Raw genomic sequence first — 21,846 nt, 5'->3', positions numbered from 1 at the left:
GTAATACTTGGGTGGCGATGTCTTTTTTAAGACAAATAACAGACTCATCAAGCGAAGAATAAATCACTATCACTGCTGCTTAATTCTATAAAATCTGCTAAAAACAGTATATAGCATAACTGACTTGAACAGATTCAGCCTCAAGTATGATTTATACTTGCTTGTGGAGTACCTTGCTCTCTCAAAAGACGATAGCAACTATCGACAGCGTGAGTTTGCCTTTAGTCACACGCAAAACAGGACATAGGAAATCAACAAGTTCTGATCCATATGCCCTAAAGGAATATTATTTTTGCTGATGTAGGCAATAAGTAAAGCTACTTGAAAAACTTAGACTTCTTGCTTAGAAACTACTTTTGATTCCACTGTTTGAGTGTCCGCAGTTACGGAGTAGAATAAATTCTCGTATTGATTTAAAGCCTGCTCAAAAGCATATTGCTCCGTAGCATATTTCCGGCTGTTATAACCCAATGTTTTGGCTTTTTCTGGATGTTTGTATAGGTCTAAAGTTGCCATTGCTAAAGCTTCATGGTCTTCGGGGGGAACGACAATACCGCCGCCACTTTGTCTAACTGCTTTGGCAGCTGTCCCATTTTTGGGTACAGAAGCAATCATTGCTCTGCCACTAGCCAGTAAAACTTGAATTTTCGATGGCATATTGAAGGAAATCACGTTTTTCTTCTGCACTACCAAACCAACATCTGCGGCTGCTAACATCTGTGGTAGATATTCACGTGGCTGGAACGGTAGTAATAAGACGTTATCCGCACCGCAATCTAAGCAATACTTTTGTAGTCTCTGCAAGCCTTTGGCTTCACCAACTATCACAAAGGCTATTTCTGGAACGTCGCGTAACATCGCCGCCGCTTTAATTACAGTTTCTAAGCCTTGCGTTAAAGCGATGTTCCCTGAATACAACACTACAAATTTGTCTTTGAGGTTGTGTGTAGCGCGGAAAGAGTTGTTTTCTTTAGGTAAGGGGCGAATAAAATTTACATCAACCCAATTAGGTATTTGCTCTATTTTTTGTTGTGGTACGCCTTTAGAAAGTAAATTTTCTACGAACCCATCAGCAATCACGCTAACTTTAGTCGCACTGCGGTAAGCAAATTTTTCTAAGACGGAAAAGATTTTGATCAGCCACTTGTTTTTTAGTAATCCGACGTGGATAGCTGCTTCCGGTAAGATGTCTTGAAGATTTAAGACTACAGGACAACCACGCAGCCATCCTAACAGTGCAGCCGGCACACAGACGGGTAGTGATGGCGATGTTGACAGGATGACATCAGGCCGCCAGCCAAAAAGAGCAGGCCAAAAGCTAGTCGTCACAAAACTAGCATCAAGTAACACTCGATCTATCAGCTTAGGTTGTGGGCGAATCCAAACAAAACTACGTTGGATTTGAACACCATTTTTGGACTCATTGACGTAAAATTTACCCCGGTATCCTTCGTAAATTTGCCGCTCAGGATAGTTAGGCATGGCAGTGACTACACGAACTTGGTGTCCGCGTTTAACCAGTCCCTCTGCTAATTCCGTCATCAGTGGGGCAATCCCAATTGGTTCTGGATAGTAATTGTAAGAGTAGATTAAAATCCGCATAACAAATTAGTCAGAAGTCCCTGGCTATTTTTACATCATGAAAAATTTTGTCTTTAATGGCGATCGCTCTTTGCTTGAAAGCGTCTGTTAAGACATCTATATTTAATTTTGTCTTTACCTTCTTTTTTTGTCAGTATTTTTCTTTAAAGATTCGGTAAATATTGTTGTTGATCGCTTAAGTAAGTGATGATGTAATTATTACTTTTATTATGAAATAATTACTTATATTAACTTACCTTAAGATACAAGCATAAACTCTCTTGTAATTAATTAAAGTTTTGAGCATAAATTAGCAGATATTTGTAAAGTTTACGTAAAATTAAGTGAATTCCCTAAATCAATGAATAAGTTGACGGCGAAGGCACAAATAATGTTTCTCAGTGCTTTTTCCTGATTATCTCTTACTTAACTCCAGTGAAACTAGTTCTAATTTCGGAAATTGTGAGTAAGCAGGGAATTAAAACGCAGAGGGGCGCGAAGTGAAGCGCAAAGTAGCGCGGAGGTTTAGAGAATTTGTGAGAGAAATTTGCGGGTTCGTTCTTCTTGTGGGTTGGTGAAAAAGTTGTCGGGGGTGGCGGATTCGACTAAGTAGCCACTATCCATTAAGACTACTCTGTCGGCGACTTCACGGGCAAATCCGACTTCATGGGTGACTACTACCATTGTCATTCCTTCGCTGGCTAGGTTTCGCATGACATCTAAAACTTCTCTGACCATTTCTGGATCTAGTGCGGACGTGGGTTCGTCGAATAGCATAATTTTAGGTTGCATGGCTAAAGCGCGGGCGATCGCTACCCGTTGCTGCTGTCCACCGGATAGTTGTCCTGGGTATTTGTGCGCTTGGGCTAAGATTCCGACTCTTTCTAATAGCTGCATTGCTAATTCTTCGGCTTTGGCTTTTTTGCAGCGACGTACCCAAATAGGAGCTAAGGTAATATTTTGCAGCACTGTTAAATGGGGAAATAAATTAAACTGCTGAAATACCATCCCTACTTCTCGCCTAATTGCATCAATATTTCGCAAGTCATGGCTGAGGGTAATTCCATCAATGTTAATTTTGCCTTTTTGATATTCTTCTAAAGCGTTAAATGTGCGGATAAATGTTGATTTTCCTGAACCAGAAGGCCCCATCAATACTACAACTTCTCCGCGATAGACTGTTAAACTCACACCTTGGAGAGCATGAAATTTTCCGTACCATTTATGAACATCTTCAGCAATAATTACGGGTATTTGTTCGCTCATAGCTTTTAACCTTAAATTTTCTTAGGGAATGCGGAGTGTAGGCAAGAATAACTAATGACTAATAACTATTGACTCAACTGTTTCTCTAAACGTCGAGAAGCCAGTGATATAGAATAGCAGAACAGCCAGTAAATCAAACCAATAAATAAATATACTTCTGCATAACGACCAATAAATTGAGGCTGTGCCAATATGGAACGGGCAATACCTGTAAGTTCTACTAAGCCAACAAGAGATAGTAGAGAAGTGTCTTTAAATAAGCCGATAAATTGCCCTACAATGGCGGGAATGACTGCGCGTAAAGCTTGGGGTAAAACGATAAATATAACTACTAGAAGTGTATTTAATCCTAGTGCTTTGGCTGCTTCTACTTGTCCACGGGAAACAGCCTGGAGTCCACCGCGCACATTTTCCGCCATGTAAGCAGCACTGAACAATACCAAACCAGCGATCGCTCTTAATACCCGATCTAAACGCACGTCTGCTGAGAGAAATAAGGGTAACATGACTTGGGCGAGGAATAGAATCCCAATGAGGGGAACGCCTCGAACGATTTCAATATATAAGATAGAAAACCAACGGACTACAGGTAAATTGCTAGTTCTTCCTAAAGCAAGTAAAACGCCAATGGGAAAGGAAAGCACAATACTAACTGCGGCCATGAGTAAGGTAAGTAGCAATCCATTCCATAAATTACTAGAGACGGATTGCAAACCAAATCCACCGCCAATTAACCATAAAATAATGGGGAAAGATAGCAACCATATAAAAGAAAGCCAAGGTGCTATGAGTTTAGCAATAGGAAACTTTTTTTTACCAATAAATACACCCGCAGTTATAGCACCTAAAGTAGCATTAATTCCTAAGACAATCCAAATGCGCCAATATTGGCTTTGGGGATATCTACCAACTAAAAATAAATGTAAATTTGCTTGAATTACTGCCCATTGTGCTTGAGTAGTTGCCCAAATTAGGACTCCCTGCACTACCCAAAATAGCAATACTAAACAGACAACTGTTAATAAACTGTTATACCAATTGCTAAATAGATTTTTACGTAGCCAAGTTAGTTGTTTAATCATTATTTATTAGTCATTGGTCATTAGTCATTAGTCATTAGTCATTAGTCATTGGTGACTCTCTACCTTCCAGTCCCCAATCCCCAGTCCCCAATCCCCGTTACCTCTCTCTAATCTGGACTCTGCGATTGAATAAATTCATCATCAGGGAGATAGTCAAACTGAGGGTGAGATAGGTAAGGGTCATTAGTAACATGACTTCTACTGCTTTCCCGGTTTGGTTAAAGGTGGTAGAAGCGACAAAATATAGATCAGGGTAGCCGATCGCGATCGCTAAACTGGAATTCTTGGTGAGATTGAGATACTGACTGGTAAGTGGGGGAATAATTACTCGCAAGGCTTGGGGTAAAATTACCAAGCGCATGATCGAACTGGGTTTTAATCCTAGCGATCGCGCTGCTTCCCATTGTCCTTTAGAGACTGACCCAATCCCACCCCGCACAATTTCTGCAATGAACGCACCAGTGTAAAAGGTTAACCCCAAAAGTAAAGCCGCGAATTCTGGAGATAGGTTAAACCAGGGTAATTCTATGCCATTTTGACTTACTCCTAAAAATCCCCACAGAGTAATTTTATTTTCTATTCTGGGAAAACTCAAAAAAACAGCGAAGTACCAAAATAGCAACTGCAACAGTAATGGCGTATTGCGGAAAATCTCGACGTAAACTAACATGATGTTCCGCACTAGCCAGTTATCGGAAAGCCTACCAATCCCAGCCATGACACCAATAATGGTTGTGAAGATGATTCCTAACACTGCTACTCGCAATGAGTTAATCAGTCCTACCCATAAGGCTTGACTATAAGTATCAGTTGGTCGATAAGAAATTAGCGTTTCACCAATATCAAAAGATGCTTGTTGGTTGAGAAATCCGAATCCAAATTGAATGCCTAATTGTTGTAAGTTGCGATTAAGGTTTCCCCATAGTATCGCCACTATAGCTAATGCTAAAAGTACAGCAATTACTTGCCCAGTAATCTGCCAAAAGCGATCATCACGCCATAAAGGGGGTTTGGAATTAGTCAAGTCGCTTCGCTCCAATTCAAAATTCAAAATTCAAAATTCAAAATTGAATAACTTCTACCCCACCCTGCGAGTTCCGCGAAGCGGTACTGCTCCCCCTGCTCCCCCTGCTCTTCTGTCACCTGTCACCTCTCACCTGTCACCTAAACGGTGGAGAATACAAAAGTCCCCCTTTTGCTGACTGTTGATTTAGACCGCGAGGTAAGTTGAGTTTTGTTTGAGGGCCGAGATTGCGATCGTAAACTTCACCGTAATTACCAACGTGTTTGATCACTTTGGCTGCAAAGTCTTTGGGTAAGCCTAGCCCCTCGCCTAAATTACCTTCAGTTCCCAAAAATCGCTTGATGTCTGGGTCTTCACTGCTAGCGAATTGTTCTACATTCTGGGAATTAATACCCAACTCCTCGGCTTTGATTAAGGTATAAACTACCCAGGTGAGAGTATCACGCCATTTGCTATTTCCTTTAGCAACTGCTGGCGCAAGGGGTTCGGAAGAAATTACTTCATCTAAAATGACGTTATCGTCTGGTTTGGGGAGAGTTGTACGCCGAGAAACTAAAGCGGAGCGATCGGCGGTGACGGCTTCACAACGACCTTCAGCATAGGTGGCAAAGGTAACGTTAATATCTTCAAATACGACTGGTTTGTAGGTAATACCTCGTTTCCGCATTTGGTCTGCTAGGTTCTGCTCGGTGGTAGTACCTGTTTGTACACAGATGGCTTTGTCTTTGAGGTTTGCTAAAGATGTAATGCCACTATTTTTGCGAACCATAATCCCTTGACCATCATAAAAGACTACAGGCGCAAATTCTAAACCTACTGACGTGGCGCGGCTCAGTGTCCAAGTTGTATTGCGGCTGAGGATATCTACGTCCCCTGCTTGTAAAGTTGTAAATCGTTCTTTGGCGTTGAGGTTACGGAACTCTACTGCATCTGGATTATCAAATAAAGCTGCGGCTACGGCGCGACAGACATCTACATCAATGCCATTATATTTGCCGTCAGTTCCGACAAAACTAAACCCTGGTACTTCGCCACTGACACCGCAAATCAACTGACCACGGCTTTTAACGGTTTCCAAGCGATCACCTACGGTGGGGCGAGCATCGTCGCTTGCTGATGTACTACTTGCATTGGTTGATTGTACTGTGTTTCCACCACAGGCAGTAGTAGCAAAAATTAAGGATGCCCCCAAGATTAAAGCTGATTTCCTCATACTTCAAAGATTATTGCTGCTAAAAATGTATTTGTGAATACCATACTTGTATTAAAACAAATATATTCCTGTAATATAAAACTTTTTTAGCACTTAATGTTGCACTTTCATGCAGAGAAAAAATATTTATAGTTTTCTATATTTATATTTTTATTTTCAATACCAATATATAAATATCAAAAGTGCCGATTTTATTATTAGTCAATAAAATTTTATAAATTTGAAAATACAAGTGATGTCACGATATTTTATTTGTTTGATAGTAGCATTCCATTCGGAACAGCAAAAGTCATAGATCCCCGACTTATTAAATAAGCCGGGAATCTTGTTTTTCATTAATTCAACCTGAGCGATCGCCACTAAGGGGTTAAACTAGTTCTGGTGAAAGATGCTCCACCGTTAATTAAAGAGGCTTTTATGGGAGCTAACCTCAAGCAGATTGCTAATTACTTAGACAAACTAGGCTGGGACTACCGTCTTGATGAAGGTGAAGATAGGATTATCACAGGTGTAGAAGCGGATAACTTAGAAGATTTTCTCATAGTTGTCCAATTAGATGAAGGGGGCAAATTTTTTCGGTTATTTGCGCCTCAAGTCCTCCCAGGAGTACAAGATCATCCCTATAAAGGAGCAATCTTACAGACGATGTTGGCTATTTCTTGGGAAACAAAAATGCTGCAATGGGAATATGATCCATCTGATGGTGAAATCCGTGCCATTATTGAATTTCCTTTGGAAGACTCAATTCTCACAGAAAGACAATTTCATCGTTGTCTGAGTGGATTAATCCAAATCGTTGACAATGTAGCCATCCCCCGTTTGCAAGAGGTCATGGCCACAGGAGACGATCCGGGGAATATAGAACTTGGGGAAAGAATTTTACTGAGTATCCAGGAAGAAGCACCGGGATTACTGGAATTGCTAGCAAAAGCTATGGAAGCGAGGAAGAGACGAGGAAGTTTTCCTACAGAGTGAGACGAAACATCACTTAAATAGCTATACTCCAAAGTGATACCCTCACTATATACTGAAATTTTCTAGGGCTGGATTTTATGACATCCTATGCAACCTCCTCAGCCAAAGCGGAAATGAGTGAACTCCGGCGGTTAAAAGGCTTACTACCGCCAGAATTGCAGAGTTGGGTCACGGTTGAAGGCACAACTGAGGTCAATCCACCCCTGATCCGCAGCGAAGAAATTGGTAAAGACCAGGTAGAGATTCAAATTGACTTGGTGAAATGGGACGCTCTAGCAATGGATCAGCGTAATTTGCTGTTCTGGCATGAAGTCGCCCGGATTCAAAATGACACAATTCCCAAAGATGGTTGGGAAATGGCAGCCTTAGCCATCGGTTTAGGTGGTGCTGTAGGTGAGTTGTGGGTGCAGGATGGATTATTGTTAGTGTTAGCTTTGGCACTGTGTGGCGTGTCAGGCTGGCGGCTATATCAAAAGAACAATGGCGAAAAGCAAATGAGAGAATTGCTGGATGCGGATGAGAAAGCGATCGCTCTAGCAACTCGTTTTGGTTATAGTCTCCCTAATGCCTACAAGAGTCTAGGCAGTGCCTTAAAAACCATGATCGATAATACACCTGGCAAGCGTCAACGCTCTCGCTATGAAGCCAGATTGTCTGCTCTCAAGCGCAGTGCTAACAAAGCCAAAGCTAAATCTAGAACCACAGATGAAGGCGGAATGTAGTTTGCAAAATTCACTTGGGTGGACAATACCCACCCCATGATTTAAATCAGTGAACAGTGAACAGTGAACAGTGAACAGTTATCAATGCGTATCGGCGTAGGTTTAAACCCGCCACCAACGCCGACCACCAATTGGTGTGGTGTTTCACCAACGATAAACACATCACTCTTGACTGATAACTGATAACTGATAACTGATAACTGATAACTGTTAAAGCTGATTGAGCATTTTATGTGTCTGAGGTACGACGCGAACGTGTTTTAAAACCCGCCTCATCAAAGCTTGCCAAGTTAAAACCTGTTCTGGAGTAGGAGCAAGGATAGGGGTTTTGGTTAATTGCTCAGACTCAGCTAAAGGTGTAACAGGTTGTAAAAATACGGGAATATCAGGACTGACATCTGCCACTAACAAAGCAGCCTGTTCCAATTCAGCCACATCTGTATGCTGAGAGACGATTATTTTAATAAAAGTTTCTAGATGTGGATAACAAATTTGTAGAAACTTCATATGTTCTTGCCAATAGGATTCACCACTGACACTGGGCAATTTTAAATCCATACCTACAGAATCTAAGTAGGGTAATATCATTGCCAATTGTTCTGGGCGATGTCCGCCAGATTCTAAGTATATGGGTAGACCAGTAAGCGATCGCAGTTGGGGCAGAAATTCCTTTAAGAAACCTGCATGAAGAAGAGGTTCTCCTCCAGTTAAGCTAATGCTATCGTGTAGAGAAGGTAAATTTTGCCGTTCAATCCATGCCAATAAGATTGGGAGTGGAACAGGGTTAGGGTGAGTTTCAAAATCTCGGAATCCGGGCGATCGCTCTATCCTACAATTATCAGGTGCATTCCAAGTATGGACACTATCACAAAAGTGGCAACGTAAGTCACAAAAAGCAAAGCGAATAAAAATCTGACGTGTCCCGACATTCAGTCCTTCCCCTTGAATAGCAGAAAAGACCTCAATCAGACGTGCAGTAGGTTCGGCCGTAGTATTAGCAGTCATAGGATAGTAGCAACGCGATCGCGCTGCATCAGTGCAACAACAAGTATATTTTTCACTTCTTGTTCTATTGTGAATGGTGCAGGCAATCTCTAACTCATCCTATAAAACTTACTATGAGTCATTATGACTGCTTATTTAACATGAGGTTAGGTGATTTTCTAGGACAGAATAAAGTTTGGCAGATTAAATTTATATGGCAACGAAAGTGCAGAGCTTCATGACTAGCCAACCCAATGAGGTAAATTTTCTAGTTACTTCCCTAAATGAAACGGTTATAGTGCAGGTATCTGCGCGGTTAAGCGTGCTTGAGGCTGTTAGCTTTAAGCAAACCTGCCAAGATTTAACCAAAGAAAATACCCATCCCCAGCAAATCATTATTGATTTTCAGCAAACTACTTTCATGGATAGTAGTGGTTTAGGGGCTTTAGTGAGTAGTTATAAAACTACCCAAGAAAAAGGAATTGCAATGATCCTGCGGAATGTTACCCCCCAGGTTATGGCGGTGCTAAACCTCACAGGATTAGATAAGGTTTTCTCTATTGAGTCTAATAGCGAAGCATTACCAATAGAAGCTGATAATACCACAGACAAGCAGAAGGGATCTGCTCGCAAAGTAGAGCAACTACCAACGACTCATCCATCTGTCGCATCTTGGATGAAACGATTTATAGATATTATTGGTGCTTTGGTGGGTTTGGTAATTACAGGCATTTTATTTATCCCTATTGTAGTGGCTATCCAAATCGATGATCCCGGCCCCATTTTCTTTGGACAAATTCGCTGTGGTTGGATGGGAAAACGCTTTAAAATTTGGAAATTTCGCTCTATGTGTGTTGATGCAGAGGCGAAAAAATCTCAAGTTAAAAATCAAGTACAGGGTGCTTTTTTCAAAAATGAAAATGACCCCAGAATTACGCGGGTAGGTAGGTTTTTACGTCGCACTAGCCTAGATGAATTCCCGCAATTTTGGAACGTCTTGCAAGGAGACATGAGTTTGGTAGGGACTAGACCACCCACACCCGATGAAGTAGAACGCTATGAAGTTCCAGAGTGGCAGCGTTTGGATGTTAAACCCGGTATGACTGGAGAATGGCAAGTTAACGGTAGGTCTAAAGTCAGCAGTTTTGAAGATGTAATTCGCTTAGATTTGCAATATCAAAAAAACTGGAGTTTAATGTATGATTTGCAGTTAATTTTCAAGACTGTTACTATTCTATTTAATAGAAATAGTGGTGCTTGTTAACCAATTATTTGCATTGGTAATTTTGTTATAGTTTGTAACTACCAATAAAAATTTATCTATAATTATGCCCAAGCTGATTGTAAGTTCGGGCATATTTTTTGATGTTCTATTAATCAAATATCTTCATTTAATATCAGTCTTTTGGTGGATGCCAACCAGCAATTACCCAATAACTACGCACTTCTAAAGCATCAGGATCATTACTCAAATGTAAAGCTACAACCGTCGCTCTACCCGTTGATGTTTTACCGACAATACGCAAGCCATCTTCACTCCAATAGAAATGCTCAGACCAAACTTGAGTACGGGGGTTAAATAATCTTACTGTTTCACCTGTTTCTGGATCTACCCCTGTAGTTTTATTACTTTTGTAGGCATTGCATAATGGACAAGCTAGCCATAAGTTTGACTCTTCATTGCTACCACCTTTAGAAATAGGAATAATGTGTTCAATTTCTAAACGAGCCATGACTAAATGTTGGGGACTCAGGCAGTAGCCACAGCGATTCCGAGCAGCTTTACGGACACGACGTTCTATCTCTACAGGAATATAAAAGCTAGCCATTGCCGTCAGTTAAGTGGAGGTTTCAAACCACGTTCAACAGCTACTTTTAGAGCTTTGGCTTTACTTACCAAGCCGCGTCTGTAAACTTGCATGAGTTCATCCAGTTGAATAACTTCTGAATTAGTTAACTGTCCCTCTCGTTGACGTGCTAATAAATCACTGAAAATTTCTTGTTGCTCAGATTCCATTTGCATATCACACAAAGCCAAAACCTGCTCATCAGGTAGTGATTCCACAGGTAGTTCAGTAATGGCGCGGTTAATCCATTCTAGTAATACATCTTCTAAACGCCGATGTGTGAAAGCGGCGATCGCCTTGGCTTTTTGTGCCAATGTCTCAGAAAGTTGAAGAGTGACAATTTCTGCCATGTGCTGCTAGATGAGACGTTTAATTTTGATTGTATCTGTATTTAGTTACGGATGTAGATTATGGTGATGTGCGAGTGAAAATGATTATGATGGAATAATAGAAGCTGTAAATTGGTTGATACACCAACTGTATTGTGATTTGACAAAATCAAAAAAGGCGAACTTTGTTCGCCTCTAAAATAATTATTTCAAAACTAAAATCTAAATCTTCGCTTCTTCCCTAACCAACTTATCCCAACCCAAATCTTTCAACTCATTATTACGACGTAGTGGACGAGTTACCAACTCTAAAATGTCACGCGCATTAGTGAAACCGTGAATTTGAGCAAAGGTAAACTCTACAGACCATTTAGTATTAATCCCTCGCGCCTCTAAGGGGTTAGCGTGCGCCATACCAGTAATTACTAAATCTGGCTTCAAATCATAAATTCGCTGCACTTGGTTGTAATTGTCTGGCTTCTCTACAATCGTGGGGACAGGTACGCCCATTTCATGGCAAGCTTTCTCTAACATTGCCAACTCAGCCCCTTGATAGCGTTTATCCATATAGGGGATACCAACCTCCTGAACAGTCATCCCACAGCGCACTAAGAACCGTGCTAATGAGACTTCTAGTAAGTTGTCACCCATGAAAAATACAGACTTACCGCGAATTAATTTTACGTATTCTTCCAAACCTTCCCAAATTTGCGCTTCCCGTTCATCTAACCCTTTGGGAGTAATACCAAATACCGAGCAGATTTTCTCAATCCAAGCGCGAGTACCATCAGGGCCGATGGGGAAGGGTGCGCCGATGAGTTTACATTTGCGGCGGCGCATTAAGGTAGTAGCAGTACGGCTGAGGAAGGGATTGACACCAGCGACATAATATCCTTCTTCCAGCACTGGTAATTCTGTGAAGCGTTTTGCGGGTAGCCAGCCGGAAACTTTGATACCTTGTTTTTTCAGTTCTAAAGTTAACTGAGTGACGACGGGATCAGGAAGCGAACCGAAGAGAACCAAGGGGGGATGATTTACATACTCTGATTCTTCTTGAGCTACATCTTCTTTTTTCTTCCCAAAATTGAGCAGCTTTTGAATGCCGTTCCGTTCGCTTTTTTCATTTTCCGTTACAGGAACTTGACTAGGACAACGGTTAGCCATTGCAGCTAAAACGGTGTCTTCCCCTTGGGTGAAGGCGTAATCTAAGCCGTTAGCACGCGCCACAACAATGGGAATCCCCAGTTCGCCTTCTAACTGTGGTGCTAGACCTTCCAAGTCCATTTTGATGATTTCAGTGGTGCAAGTGCCAATCCACACAATTACACTAGGGTTGCGATCGCGCTTAATTTGCTCGCACAATCGTTTTAACTCCTCATAGTCCTTCAGTTGTGCCGAAATATCCCCTTCTTCTAACTCTGCCATTGCATAGCGGGGTTCTGCAAAAATCATTACCCCCATCGCGTTTTGGAGGAAATACCCACAAGTCTTAGTTCCAATCACTAAAAAGAAACTATCTTCTATTTTTTGATATAACCATGCCACACAGCTAATTGGGCAAAAGGTGTGGTAATTTCCAGTTTCACACTCAAAGTTTAAAGCTGTTGGTTCTTGCGCGACGGTCATTTTGGTTTTTCTCCCCTTTATATTTAAAGGCAGGTGAAAATAGGGTCAGCATCTAAGGGGGGAGTTGTAAGTAATAAATTTTACTCCTTACTCCCCACTGCCTCACGCTGTAGTATGTGGCACATAGCACCAACTAACAATCCCTAAATTCAACAGCAACGTTAATATTTATGCGTTGGGGAAGAGACGGGCAATTTCTGATTCATCAAAAACGCCTGCTGGTAATTCTTCCCCCATGAAATCATTACTTTCTTCATCCTTTTGCAAGGATGTTTCATCACCCCAGACATCTGATAACACGTCACTGAAAGCATTTTCATCAGGTGTATTCAGATCCTCAAGCATTTGATCTTGCAAATTTTCGACTGATGCAGCTGCAACATCAAAAGACACATCATCAAAATCGTCTTCTTCTTCGCTGATCGCTTCTAGTTCATTGAAGGTATCTTCTATGTTGCCGACTATCAGCGTTTGAGAATCCGTATCTTCACTAAAACCATTGGTGTGAGAAACAATGAAGCTTTCATCATCATTGTTATCTTCCATTGGCAGATTTGACTGGTGTTGATGATGATCTCGTTCGTCTTGAGGAATTACACTGTTACCGAGAGCAATGTCTGGGTCAAAATTTAAATCCAGTACCTCAATTAAGGTATCGGCATCAGGATTGAGTTTGGCAAAGGGAAACATTAACTGCGCTAATTTCGGTTCTAGCGCATTCAGAACCCCCAGGATGAGGTAAGAAGGCGGACGCTTCCCACCATCAGGTGTATACACTGATTCCACTTGCATGTGGAGTTTTATCCAATCACGATTGGCTTGGAAAAACTGCAACCACTTCTGTCTAATCGAATCTGTAAAGCTATTAAAGAAAGCCATATTGACCCCCATCCTGAAACTAGATGATTTATACAATCATCAAGTCTAATTCCTCTTCAGGATTAGCAACCTGTGGTTTATGCGGATTTAAATAAAAATCGGATAATAAAGAAAATAATTCACGATCTGGAGAATCGTTAGGTACGACTCCTTCAGGACGCGCGAGAATTTGGTCAGCAATGCTGAGGTAGAAGTCACAAACGTAGTTTAAAGATGGGTCAGATTCTGCCATCTCAAACAAAGTTTTACCCTTGACGCGAGACACCCGGATATCTTCGATTAATGGCAATACTTCCAAAACTGGCATTGGTACTGCTTCGATATACTTTTCAATCAAGTCGCGCTTGGAGGTACGGTTGCCGATTAATCCAGCTAGACGCAGTGGGTGAGTCCGTGCTTTTTCCCGGACTGAAGCTGCAATGCGATTGGCGGCAAACAAGGCATCAAAGCCATTATCGGTAACGATCAGGCAGTAATCGGCATAGTTGAGGGGTGCGGCAAAACCGCCACAAACAACGTCACCCAAAACATCAAACAAGATCACATCATACTCATCAAAGGCGTTGAGTTCTTTCAGTAATTTCACTGTTTCGCCGACGACATAACCACCACAGCCAGCACCCGCAGGTGGTCCACCAGCTTCTACGCAGTCTACGCCACCATAGCCTTTGTAAATGACATCTTCTGGCCAGACATCTTCGTAGTGATAGTCTTTTTCTTGTAGGGTATCAATAATTGTAGGAATTAAAAATCCAGTCAGGGTAAAGGTGCTGTCGTGTTTGGGGTCGCAACCAATTTGCAGCACTTTTTTGCCGCGTTTGGCTAGGGCGACGGAGATATTACAGCTAGTTGTAGACTTGCCTATCCCACCTTTTCCGTAAACTGCTAATTTCACTTTTGTTTGCCTCTTATCGTTTTTTTATGAAACTCGTGGCTAAAACATTTTCCTTCACCTAGCCAATCGATGGCGATGTGTGAGGTATGTGAATGTGATTATTGACGAAATTTCACGAGAAAGAAAGGGGGTGCAAATATAAAAAACGGCTTTAAATGGGGTTATGAAAATTTATTGGAATCATAATAGCTTATAAATATATATAAATCTAATATTTGCTTAAAAAAGCAGATTTTTAAACTTTTGTAGTCTTTAATATATAAAATTAGTAACAAAACACAAAAGAAAAAATAACGTATTATCAAGATTTTTCATAGATTTAGTTGACTGGGATGAGCATTGTGATATGGCTAGACTTGATTGGCTTGGAGGCGATCGCAAATTATATAGTGATCTGAGCGGTATACAGCAAAATCTCAGGGATCAATAAACTATTCTCCCCCTTATACCTATATCTAAAGTTTGCTGACCTGATGTAGATTAGCGAAATAGAAGTTTTTTGTAAAAAAATATTAATTTTTCCAATATTATCTAGGCTTGACTAAAATTTCGGTTCAGCTTCAAGTGCTTCTATTTCTTTGAGGGATTGCCATCCAGCTTGCCACTGAAAACCATCTTGCAATAATTTGGCGTTGATCCAAAAACGGACATTAGGATCACAAGCCGCTACCATCTCCGCATAAACCCATTTAGCTTGATTTTTGCGGTTGACAACTTGAAAGTGTCTCCAACCGTCTATTTTTGTGGTTGCTGTCCATTTAGAACCTACTAGGTAAGGAAATTTTTGTTTTTTAGGCATGGGTTGAGATTTTAAACGCAGAGGAACGCGGAGGTATGCGCGGAGGTGCGCGGAGGTACGCGGAGTCATGAAATGCTTTACTTAAGGTGTGATCAAGTCGCCATTGAGGGTGAATTTTTGACAGTAAAGTTTACCTTCTTGCTCGATACATAGGGAAAAGGATTTAATATGATGCCAACAGGTATCTATGTTGTTGGTGATTTTGCGCTTTTTTTTGCTGAGGCGTTGTTGAACGATTTCATTGGGACAGAGAATTTCTAATGTGCCTGTACCATCTTCATGATTGACGATGCGAAATAGGCAGTTTTGCAACATGGCGCGGCTGCTACTGTCGAAAAATCTTTTGAATCGCTGCAATTTTTCTCCTTCTGTCATGTCTCGCAGACGTTTCATTTTAAATACATCTTCATCCTCAAAGTCAAATTCATCATCTTCAAAGTCATAAGGATCTATCATCTTTAGTAACCACTATGCAACTTGGGATTATGGGGATTGGGGATTGGGTAAGAAAAATTTTCTCTTGACGTGGAGAATTAACAGGAAAGAGAGAAAAGGTAATACTACTACCTGATGAAGACGTGAAGACCGATCTAGCTAGTTGTGCGACTATTCATAAAATAACCATATAAGAACAAAGAATAACTATTGTTCTATCTGCATTTGCGCGTCTACGTTCCTCAATCAGCCTATGCAACCGACTAATCCGAACCAATTTACAGAAAAAGCCTGGGAAGCGATCGCCCACACTCCTGACATTGCTAAACAGCATCAACAGCAGCAGATAGAAAGCGAACACCTGATGAAAGCCTTGCTGGAACAAGAAGGTCTGGCTGGCGGGATTTTGACTAAAGCGGGTGTGAACTTACAAAAAATTACCGATCGCACTGAACAATTTATCCAACGTCAACCGAAAGTCTCAGGTAACAGCACTTCTGTTTACTTGGGGCGGAGTTTGGATACACTCTTAGACCGTGCTGAGGGATATCGTAAAGATTTTAAAGACGAATATATTTCTATTGAACACTTATTGCTGGCTTACGCTAAAGACGATCGCTTGGGTAAGGGTTTATTTCAAGAATTCGGGTTAGACGAAAGCAATCTAAAAAATATTATTAAACAAGTTCGTGGGAGTCAGAAAGTGACTGATCAAAATCCAGAAGGGAAGTACCAATCACTGGAAAAGTACGGGCGCGACCTCACTGAAGCAGCCCGCAAAGGTCAACTTGATCCAGTCATTGGGCGGGATGATGAGATTCGCCGCACGATCCAAATTCTGTCTCGCCGTACTAAAAATAATCCTGTGTTGATTGGTGAACCGGGTGTGGGTAAAACTGCGATCGCGGAAGGTTTAGCACAGCGTATTGTGGCTGGTGATGTTCCCCAATCTCTCAAAGACCGCAAGTTAATTTCTTTAGATATGGGTGCTTTGATTGCGGGGGCAAAATTCCGGGGAGAGTTTGAGGAACGCCTGAAAGCTGTATTAAAGGAAGTCACTGAATCTGGCGGGAATATAGTTTTATTTATCGATGAAATTCATACCGTTGTCGGCGCGGGTGCAACTCAAGGCGCAATGGATGCGGGTAACTTGTTAAAACCGATGTTGGCGCGGGGTGAGTTGCGTTGTATCGGGGCGACAACTTTAGATGAATATCGTAAATATATAGAGAAAGATGCCGCTTTAGAAAGACGCTTTCAGCAAGTTTATGTAGGTCAGCCCAGCGTTGAAGATACAATTTCGATTTTGCGGGGGTTGAAGGAACGGTATGAAGTCCACCACGGGGTAAAAATTTCTGATAGTTCTTTGGTGGCTGCTGCTACATTGTCTAGTCGGTATATTAGCGATCGCTTCTTACCTGATAAAGCCATTGACTTGGTAGACGAAGCCGCCGCTAGGCTGAAGATGGAAATTACCTCTAAGCCGGAAGAACTCGACGAAATCGACCGCAAGATTTTGCAGTTGGAAATGGAGAAACTATCTTTGCAAAAAGAAAGTGATCCAGCTTCCCGCGAGCGTTTAGAAAGACTGGAAAAAGAACTGGCGGATCTTAAAGAGGAACAAAGAACCCTCAATACCCAATGGCAGTCTGAAAAGGATGTTATCAATAAACTTCAGTCTGTCAAAGAAGAAATTGACAAAGTTAACTTAGAAATTCAACAAGCAGAGAGAAATTACGACCTCAACCGGGCGGCGGAGTTGAAATATGGCACTTTAACCGACTTGCACCGGCGATTGGAAGCTACAGAACGGGAACTGGCCCAAGCCCAAGGTACAGGTAAATCTCTGTTGCGGGAGGAAGTCACCGAAGCTGATATTGCGGAAATTATTTCTAAGTGGACGGGGATACCCATCAGCAAGTTAGTGGAATCTGAGAAAGAGAAACTGCTGCACTTAGAAGACGAACTCCATAACCGTGTGATTGGACAATCGGAAGCAGTTACAGCTGTAGCCGATGCGATTCAGCGATCGCGGGCTGGTTTGGCTGATCCGAATCGTCCCACAGCCAGCTTTGTTTTCCTTGGCCCTACAGGCGTAGGTAAAACTGAGTTAGCCAAGGCGTTGGCGGCGTATATGTTCGACACTGAAGAATCATTAGTGCGAATTGATATGTCGGAATATATGGAGAAACACGCCGTTTCTCGGCTAATTGGTGCGCCTCCTGGTTATGTAGGTTACGAAGAAGGGGGACAACTAACTGAAGCCATTCGTCGCCGTCCTTACGCCGTGATTCTCTTTGACGAAATTGAGAAAGCACACCCCGATGTGTTTAATATTTTCCTGCAAATTCTTGATGATGGTCGTGTTACCGATGCCCAAGGTCATACTGTGGACTTTAAGAACACAATTATTATTATGACTAGCAATATTGGTTCACAGTACATTCTCGATGTGGCTGGGGATGATTCCCGCTACGATGAAATGCGTCATCGGGTGATGGAAGCGATGAGAAATAGTTTCCGTCCTGAGTTCCTCAACCGGATTGATGAGATTATTATCTTCCACGGTTTGGATAAGAGAGAACTACGGCAGATTGTCCAGTTACAAGTTGAGAGATTGAGACAAAGATTAGGCGATCGTAAGATGTCTTTGCGACTCTCTGATGCTGCCCTTGACTTTTTAGCTGAAGTAGGATATGACCCAGTGTTTGGGGCGCGTCCACTGAAGCGGGCGATTCAGCGCGAGTTGGAAACGCAAATTGCTAAGTCAATTTTGCGCGGTGAGTTTAATGACGGGGATACGATTTTTGTCGATGTGCAGAATGAGAGGTTGTCTTTTAGCCGTTTACCTATCGAGGTGTTTAGTAGTTAGGTGAAGATTGCGAAAAATGTAACTACCAATGTAATAGGGATGTTGCAGCAGCAATGGTTATGCTTAATTATGCAAGGGGTTCTTAGGGGAGGGAAGAGAGGCGACTTTCAACCCTTACCCGCTCTCTATGTTAAAGTTTGAAACGATTGCATAAATCTCTGGAGTTGACGACTTTCCATCTCCAAAACACGGCGAGCAAAATCGCGATCAAGATCCAGAAAATCATCAAAGGTATCAACAGAAACTGCCAAAATGCGCGTGATTTTATCGTCAGCAATGATGGTGTTGTTTGAGTCGCTATGCGCCAAGACCTCTAACTCATCTAGCGTTTGCCCTGGATGAAGTTTCTCTACTCGCACCTCTTGGTCGTTTATATAGAAGTGAATTTTGGCATTTCCTTCAATTAACAGCAGCAGTTCTCGGCAAATGTCGCCTGCTTCTGTAATCACCTCGTTGGTGGAGTAGGTTCTTACCTCGGCGCGATTGGCCAGGGCAATTAAGGTTTCGCTGTGCATTCGGTGAAAGAAATCACTGTTGAATAGATGCACCACTTTCTCTAACATGGGAAATCTTGTAAGAGGTAGATCCTTCTCAGATAGGGATAGAAGAATTTTCGCAGTTTCTCGAAATAAAGGTGAGTTTTGGTCATTGCAAACATCACGGGCGATCGCCTTACTTTGCTGAAGGTCAAGTTGGGCAATGATGTAAAGACAGGCTGTTTGAATCAGGGGATTATGATCATAGAGCAGGGGTTCTAAAAACCCCAAGATTACTTCGGGAGAATAATCTAGCGAGCAACTACTGGATTGTCCTTGTAGTGAAGTTAAACTCTCCAAGACATCTGGATGCACTTGATCCCTCCAGTTCTTAAGTTCCAATAGCTCTGCCAAAATCACTGGAGCTAACTGTCCTAAAGCTTTGGCAAGAGAGATGCCGACTGCATCAGCTTGCAGTGTTTCGAGCATTCCTAGAATGCTTCGCACAATCAATTCCTGTTTATGATGAATGCTGTCTCGCAATAGCATCAAAACGTCTCTATGCTTATGTAGAATCGGTTGATGGAGTGCGCTATAGCAGGAGATTAAAGGGGGTAATTGAGCCAGCAAAAACTCCGCTCTACGGAGGTTTCCGGCTTCTGGAGAAATTCCGCTCAAAATCCAAGTTTCTTCCTGAGCGGTGATTGAATATTGGCGACCCAAAGCACTAATTTCGGCTGTTTTTTCTCCCATAAGCGTATTCAAACCACTGCTTCCGAAACTACCAATTTGTTTTTTCTGCAATAATATCAGTCGCTCCAGCGATTTGCGATAGCCACTCAAGCGAATTTGATTCTCCAAACTTCGTTTACGAGAGGGATTGAGTAGTTCTGGATCTTCAATACCAAGTTCTTCTAATACTTCCCGGTGTTCATCATCGGTAATACTTAATTCCTGCCGCAATTGCTGTAAAACTTCTAAGCTACTGGAGTAGTTAACATATCCTTCTTCCAATGATTCTCGAACAACGCCCTTGTAAGCTTCATGCCGCTTCTGTCTGGTAAAGCCTGGTAAAACTCGTGCCAAAATGTAGACTTCATGGGTGTTTAAATCACTTAAGGAACGTCCTTCTAAAAACTGTGAAATATTCAGCTGCAATTTCTCTAACTGCTTGCGGAAACGACTAGCTAAATTCTCTCTCGAATACAGGTCAGAACTGCGTTGCCACGTTTTATAGACCCAAAGCGTACTTAGCAAGACAAGACCCAAATCATAAATGTATTGACCCCAAAGTGGCAGAAGTTGAATTAGAGGACGACCAGAAAAAATAAAGAAAAAATTAAAAATTCCAAAGGTACAAAGCGTAAAAATTCGATGTCGGATGATTTCTGCACTCAATTTCAGACTGCGATTCCGGGTATAAGCTTTTGCTCTTTTTTCTATCCAACAACCCAACTGATAGCTGATCACAGTAGCACCACCTAGCGTTAGAGGAACAGCAATCAGCTTGGGAATATGAATCGCTTGTCCAAATAGATAGAATCCAGGACTCAATAAAGATGCTAGTTGATCAGGTTGCCGCGCCCATGCACCGGAGAAGTAATAGTTCCAATTGCCGGCATACAGATAGTAGTAGACAAAATAGCCAATTACTAACCCTACATAGCCGTATCGCAGTACTGATTCTTCAGATTTGTTCAAACCATCCCAGTAGGCTCTCTCAGAGTCAATATCAATACAGGGATTTTGACAGGCCACACAGGTACTCTGTTCTTTGCCATCCGGTAAAACTGTACGGCACATGGATTGAGTAATTATGCGATCGCTGGTATGAGCTTTACTGGTGAATAAACCTCCGGGTTCGCTATAAATGCGCTGCACCGAGGCCATTGGGCAGAAGTAATTGCACCAAGATTTACCACCGTAGAGATAGCCAACGGTGATGGCAAGCGCGATCGTTAATAGTAACCACAATGCCAGCACCAGGCGATCTGCATTAAAAAACAAAATCCGTCCGCATAATCCCACAAAGAGCCAGCCAAACTGGATGTAGGGATAATTTTTCCCCAACCAGGAATCCTGCTTCACTTTTACCAGCTCGTAGCGAATTTTACCTGTCTTTGCATTTTCCCGTTTGAGTTGCCGTTGCCAACCCAATGCACGAGGAATTTGAGACAAAAAGGATAAGGGGCAAATACGTCGCCATACTTCATGTCCAAACACCAAGAGAATGAAGATCGCAGCAGGAAGGATCGCCCCCCAAAACAAAGTAGTAGCTAAAGGATAGGGCTGTTCAACTAAGCATTTTCCTTGTACTGCAATACACTCATCTGGCAACCGTAAAGGACTCCAAGGATGATTGCGTGTTGTCAGTGCCGGAGTCCAAGGATCGTAGAATAACGATGCAATGATGAAAAGCCATGCGATTGTCAGTATCCAACGAATCCAGTGCATTCGCCGCTCAGATAGTTGTGCAAACGCAAGCATAGATAAATTTTGGTTAAAAAAAGATTCGTTTTTCATGTGACAGCTTTGGGTGCAGAATGTCGGTTAAAACACTTTAATGGAGATTTTAACCAAAAAGAAGCTTGAGTAAAAATTGTTTTAATTGCTCGTTACTGGCTGATATTTGTGCTTATTTGTACAGTTTTAAGTTTGAGAATATATACATTAAATACCGTTGAAATCTTGAAAATATATACATTAAGATTAAGTGACAGTACTGTCTAATTACTAGGTATTTACAAGATTTTATAGTAAATAAAGATACTAAAGCTTCAACAAAATTTCTACTGAGGCTAGATGAATTTTTATGCCATTAATTTTATTTTTTCAAATAAA

18 protein-coding genes are annotated in these 21,846 nt (G+C 41.7%); 4 read left to right on the top strand and 14 right to left on the bottom strand.

What is annotated here, in order from left to right; translation table 11 throughout:
• Positions 1 to 330: 330 nt before the first annotated feature.
• From L6494_RS03725 to L6494_RS03705, 5 genes are all read right to left on the bottom strand, one after another.
• A complete protein-coding gene (locus L6494_RS03725; protein WP_237991511.1) occupies positions 331 to 1,602 on the bottom strand; it encodes a glycosyltransferase family 4 protein in 1,272 nt (423 codons plus the stop codon).
• A gap of 504 nt (positions 1,603 to 2,106) precedes the next feature.
• On the bottom strand, positions 2,107 to 2,847 hold the full coding sequence (locus L6494_RS03720; protein ID WP_237991510.1) for an amino acid ABC transporter ATP-binding protein: 741 nt from the start codon (positions 2,845 to 2,847) through the stop codon (positions 2,107 to 2,109).
• A gap of 65 nt (positions 2,848 to 2,912) precedes the next feature.
• Positions 2,913 to 3,929, bottom strand: coding sequence for an amino acid ABC transporter permease (locus L6494_RS03715; RefSeq protein ID WP_237991509.1), 1,017 nt, complete (start codon positions 3,927 to 3,929; stop codon positions 2,913 to 2,915).
• 97 nt (positions 3,930 to 4,026) lie between these two features.
• The gene (locus L6494_RS03710; RefSeq protein ID WP_237991508.1) at positions 4,027 to 4,953 is read right to left on the bottom strand and encodes an amino acid ABC transporter permease; all 927 of its coding nucleotides are present in this window, start codon (positions 4,951 to 4,953) and stop codon (positions 4,027 to 4,029) included.
• Positions 4,954 to 5,089: 136 nt separating this feature from the next.
• Positions 5,090 to 6,166 (bottom strand): amino acid ABC transporter substrate-binding protein, encoded by a 1,077-nt coding sequence (locus L6494_RS03705; protein ID WP_237991507.1) that lies wholly within the window; start codon positions 6,164 to 6,166, stop codon positions 5,090 to 5,092.
• 417 nt (positions 6,167 to 6,583) lie between these two features.
• Here L6494_RS03705 and L6494_RS03700 point away from each other — a divergent pair, with 417 nt between their 5' ends.
• Both L6494_RS03700 and L6494_RS03695 read left to right on the top strand, forming a co-directional pair.
• The gene (locus L6494_RS03700) at positions 6,584 to 7,141 is read left to right on the top strand and encodes a hypothetical protein (RefSeq protein ID WP_237995791.1); all 558 of its coding nucleotides are present in this window, start codon (positions 6,584 to 6,586) and stop codon (positions 7,139 to 7,141) included.
• 77 nt (positions 7,142 to 7,218) lie between these two features.
• Positions 7,219 to 7,863, top strand: a complete 645-nt coding sequence (locus tag L6494_RS03695; protein WP_237991506.1) for a DUF3318 domain-containing protein — start codon at positions 7,219 to 7,221, stop codon at positions 7,861 to 7,863.
• 210 nt (positions 7,864 to 8,073) lie between these two features.
• On the opposite strand, the gene L6494_RS03690 is transcribed toward L6494_RS03695, so the two are convergent.
• Positions 8,074 to 8,868, bottom strand: a complete 795-nt coding sequence (locus L6494_RS03690) for a 7-carboxy-7-deazaguanine synthase QueE (RefSeq protein ID WP_237991505.1) — start codon at positions 8,866 to 8,868, stop codon at positions 8,074 to 8,076.
• Between the two features lie 193 nt (positions 8,869 to 9,061).
• Between L6494_RS03690 and L6494_RS03685 the strand changes: the two genes are divergently transcribed.
• Positions 9,062 to 10,111: an anti-sigma factor antagonist gene (locus tag L6494_RS03685; protein WP_237991504.1), complete on the top strand. Its 1,050-nt coding sequence runs from the start codon at positions 9,062 to 9,064 to the stop codon at positions 10,109 to 10,111.
• A gap of 133 nt (positions 10,112 to 10,244) precedes the next feature.
• On the opposite strand, the gene L6494_RS03680 is transcribed toward L6494_RS03685, so the two are convergent.
• The 7 genes from L6494_RS03680 to L6494_RS03650 form a co-directional block, all read right to left on the bottom strand.
• Positions 10,245 to 10,676 carry an HNH endonuclease gene (locus L6494_RS03680; protein ID WP_190707667.1) on the bottom strand — a complete coding sequence of 144 codons (432 nt, stop codon included), beginning with the start codon at positions 10,674 to 10,676 and terminating at the stop codon, positions 10,245 to 10,247.
• 5 nt (positions 10,677 to 10,681) lie between these two features.
• On the bottom strand, positions 10,682 to 11,044 hold the full coding sequence (locus tag L6494_RS03675; protein WP_237991503.1) for a hypothetical protein: 363 nt from the start codon (positions 11,042 to 11,044) through the stop codon (positions 10,682 to 10,684).
• A gap of 201 nt (positions 11,045 to 11,245) precedes the next feature.
• Positions 11,246 to 12,649 (bottom strand): ferredoxin:protochlorophyllide reductase (ATP-dependent) subunit N, encoded by a 1,404-nt coding sequence (locus L6494_RS03670; RefSeq protein ID WP_237991502.1) that lies wholly within the window; start codon positions 12,647 to 12,649, stop codon positions 11,246 to 11,248.
• A gap of 168 nt (positions 12,650 to 12,817) precedes the next feature.
• Positions 12,818 to 13,528, bottom strand: coding sequence for a DUF5331 domain-containing protein (locus L6494_RS03665; protein WP_237991501.1), 711 nt, complete (start codon positions 13,526 to 13,528; stop codon positions 12,818 to 12,820).
• Positions 13,529 to 13,556: 28 nt separating this feature from the next.
• On the bottom strand, positions 13,557 to 14,423 hold the full coding sequence (gene bchL, locus L6494_RS03660) for a ferredoxin:protochlorophyllide reductase (ATP-dependent) iron-sulfur ATP-binding protein (protein ID WP_237991500.1): 867 nt from the start codon (positions 14,421 to 14,423) through the stop codon (positions 13,557 to 13,559).
• Between the two features lie 541 nt (positions 14,424 to 14,964).
• The gene (locus L6494_RS03655; protein ID WP_237995789.1) at positions 14,965 to 15,222 is read right to left on the bottom strand and encodes a TIGR02450 family Trp-rich protein; all 258 of its coding nucleotides are present in this window, start codon (positions 15,220 to 15,222) and stop codon (positions 14,965 to 14,967) included.
• 81 nt (positions 15,223 to 15,303) lie between these two features.
• Positions 15,304 to 15,678, bottom strand: coding sequence for a hypothetical protein (locus tag L6494_RS03650; protein ID WP_237991499.1), 375 nt, complete (start codon positions 15,676 to 15,678; stop codon positions 15,304 to 15,306).
• 232 nt (positions 15,679 to 15,910) lie between these two features.
• Between L6494_RS03650 and clpB the strand changes: the two genes are divergently transcribed.
• Positions 15,911 to 18,529 (top strand): ATP-dependent chaperone ClpB, encoded by a 2,619-nt coding sequence (gene clpB, locus L6494_RS03645; protein ID WP_237991498.1) that lies wholly within the window; start codon positions 15,911 to 15,913, stop codon positions 18,527 to 18,529.
• A gap of 125 nt (positions 18,530 to 18,654) precedes the next feature.
• Here clpB and L6494_RS03640 read toward each other — a convergent pair whose 3' ends face one another.
• The gene (locus L6494_RS03640; RefSeq protein ID WP_237991497.1) at positions 18,655 to 21,528 is read right to left on the bottom strand and encodes a cyclic nucleotide-binding domain-containing protein; all 2,874 of its coding nucleotides are present in this window, start codon (positions 21,526 to 21,528) and stop codon (positions 18,655 to 18,657) included.
• Positions 21,529 to 21,846: the final 318 nt, after the last annotated feature.

The sequence above is a fragment of the Nostoc sp. UHCC 0870 genome, assembly GCF_022063185.1.
Classification (GTDB): Bacteria; Cyanobacteriota; Cyanobacteriia; order Cyanobacteriales; family Nostocaceae; genus Trichormus.
This window is presented reverse-complemented; position numbering and strand designations above follow the sequence as displayed.

Excerpts from the sequence above, each read along its gene's own strand:
- L6494_RS03725 (WP_237991511.1), bottom strand. The coding sequence starts at position 1,602 with ATGCGGATTTTAATCTACTCTTACAATTACTATCCAGAACCAATTGGG.
- L6494_RS03720 (WP_237991510.1), bottom strand. The coding sequence starts at position 2,847 with ATGAGCGAACAAATACCCGTAATTATTGCTGAAGATGTTCATAAATGG.
- L6494_RS03715 (WP_237991509.1), bottom strand. The coding sequence starts at position 3,929 with ATGATTAAACAACTAACTTGGCTACGTAAAAATCTATTTAGCAATTGG.
- L6494_RS03705 (WP_237991507.1), bottom strand. The coding sequence starts at position 6,166 with ATGAGGAAATCAGCTTTAATCTTGGGGGCATCCTTAATTTTTGCTACT.
- L6494_RS03700 (WP_237995791.1), top strand. The coding sequence starts at position 6,584 with ATGGGAGCTAACCTCAAGCAGATTGCTAATTACTTAGACAAACTAGGC.
- L6494_RS03695 (WP_237991506.1), top strand. The coding sequence starts at position 7,219 with ATGACATCCTATGCAACCTCCTCAGCCAAAGCGGAAATGAGTGAACTC.
- L6494_RS03690 (WP_237991505.1), bottom strand. The coding sequence starts at position 8,868 with ATGACTGCTAATACTACGGCCGAACCTACTGCACGTCTGATTGAGGTC.
- L6494_RS03685 (WP_237991504.1), top strand. The coding sequence starts at position 9,062 with ATGGCAACGAAAGTGCAGAGCTTCATGACTAGCCAACCCAATGAGGTA.
- L6494_RS03680 (WP_190707667.1), bottom strand. The coding sequence starts at position 10,676 with ATGGCTAGCTTTTATATTCCTGTAGAGATAGAACGTCGTGTCCGTAAA.
- L6494_RS03675 (WP_237991503.1), bottom strand. The coding sequence starts at position 11,044 with ATGGCAGAAATTGTCACTCTTCAACTTTCTGAGACATTGGCACAAAAA.
- L6494_RS03670 (WP_237991502.1), bottom strand. The coding sequence starts at position 12,649 with ATGACCGTCGCGCAAGAACCAACAGCTTTAAACTTTGAGTGTGAAACT.
- L6494_RS03665 (WP_237991501.1), bottom strand. The coding sequence starts at position 13,528 with ATGGCTTTCTTTAATAGCTTTACAGATTCGATTAGACAGAAGTGGTTG.
- L6494_RS03655 (WP_237995789.1), bottom strand. The coding sequence starts at position 15,222 with ATGCCTAAAAAACAAAAATTTCCTTACCTAGTAGGTTCTAAATGGACA.
- L6494_RS03650 (WP_237991499.1), bottom strand. The coding sequence starts at position 15,678 with ATGATAGATCCTTATGACTTTGAAGATGATGAATTTGACTTTGAGGAT.
- clpB (WP_237991498.1), top strand. The coding sequence starts at position 15,911 with ATGCAACCGACTAATCCGAACCAATTTACAGAAAAAGCCTGGGAAGCG.
- L6494_RS03640 (WP_237991497.1), bottom strand. The coding sequence starts at position 21,528 with ATGAAAAACGAATCTTTTTTTAACCAAAATTTATCTATGCTTGCGTTT.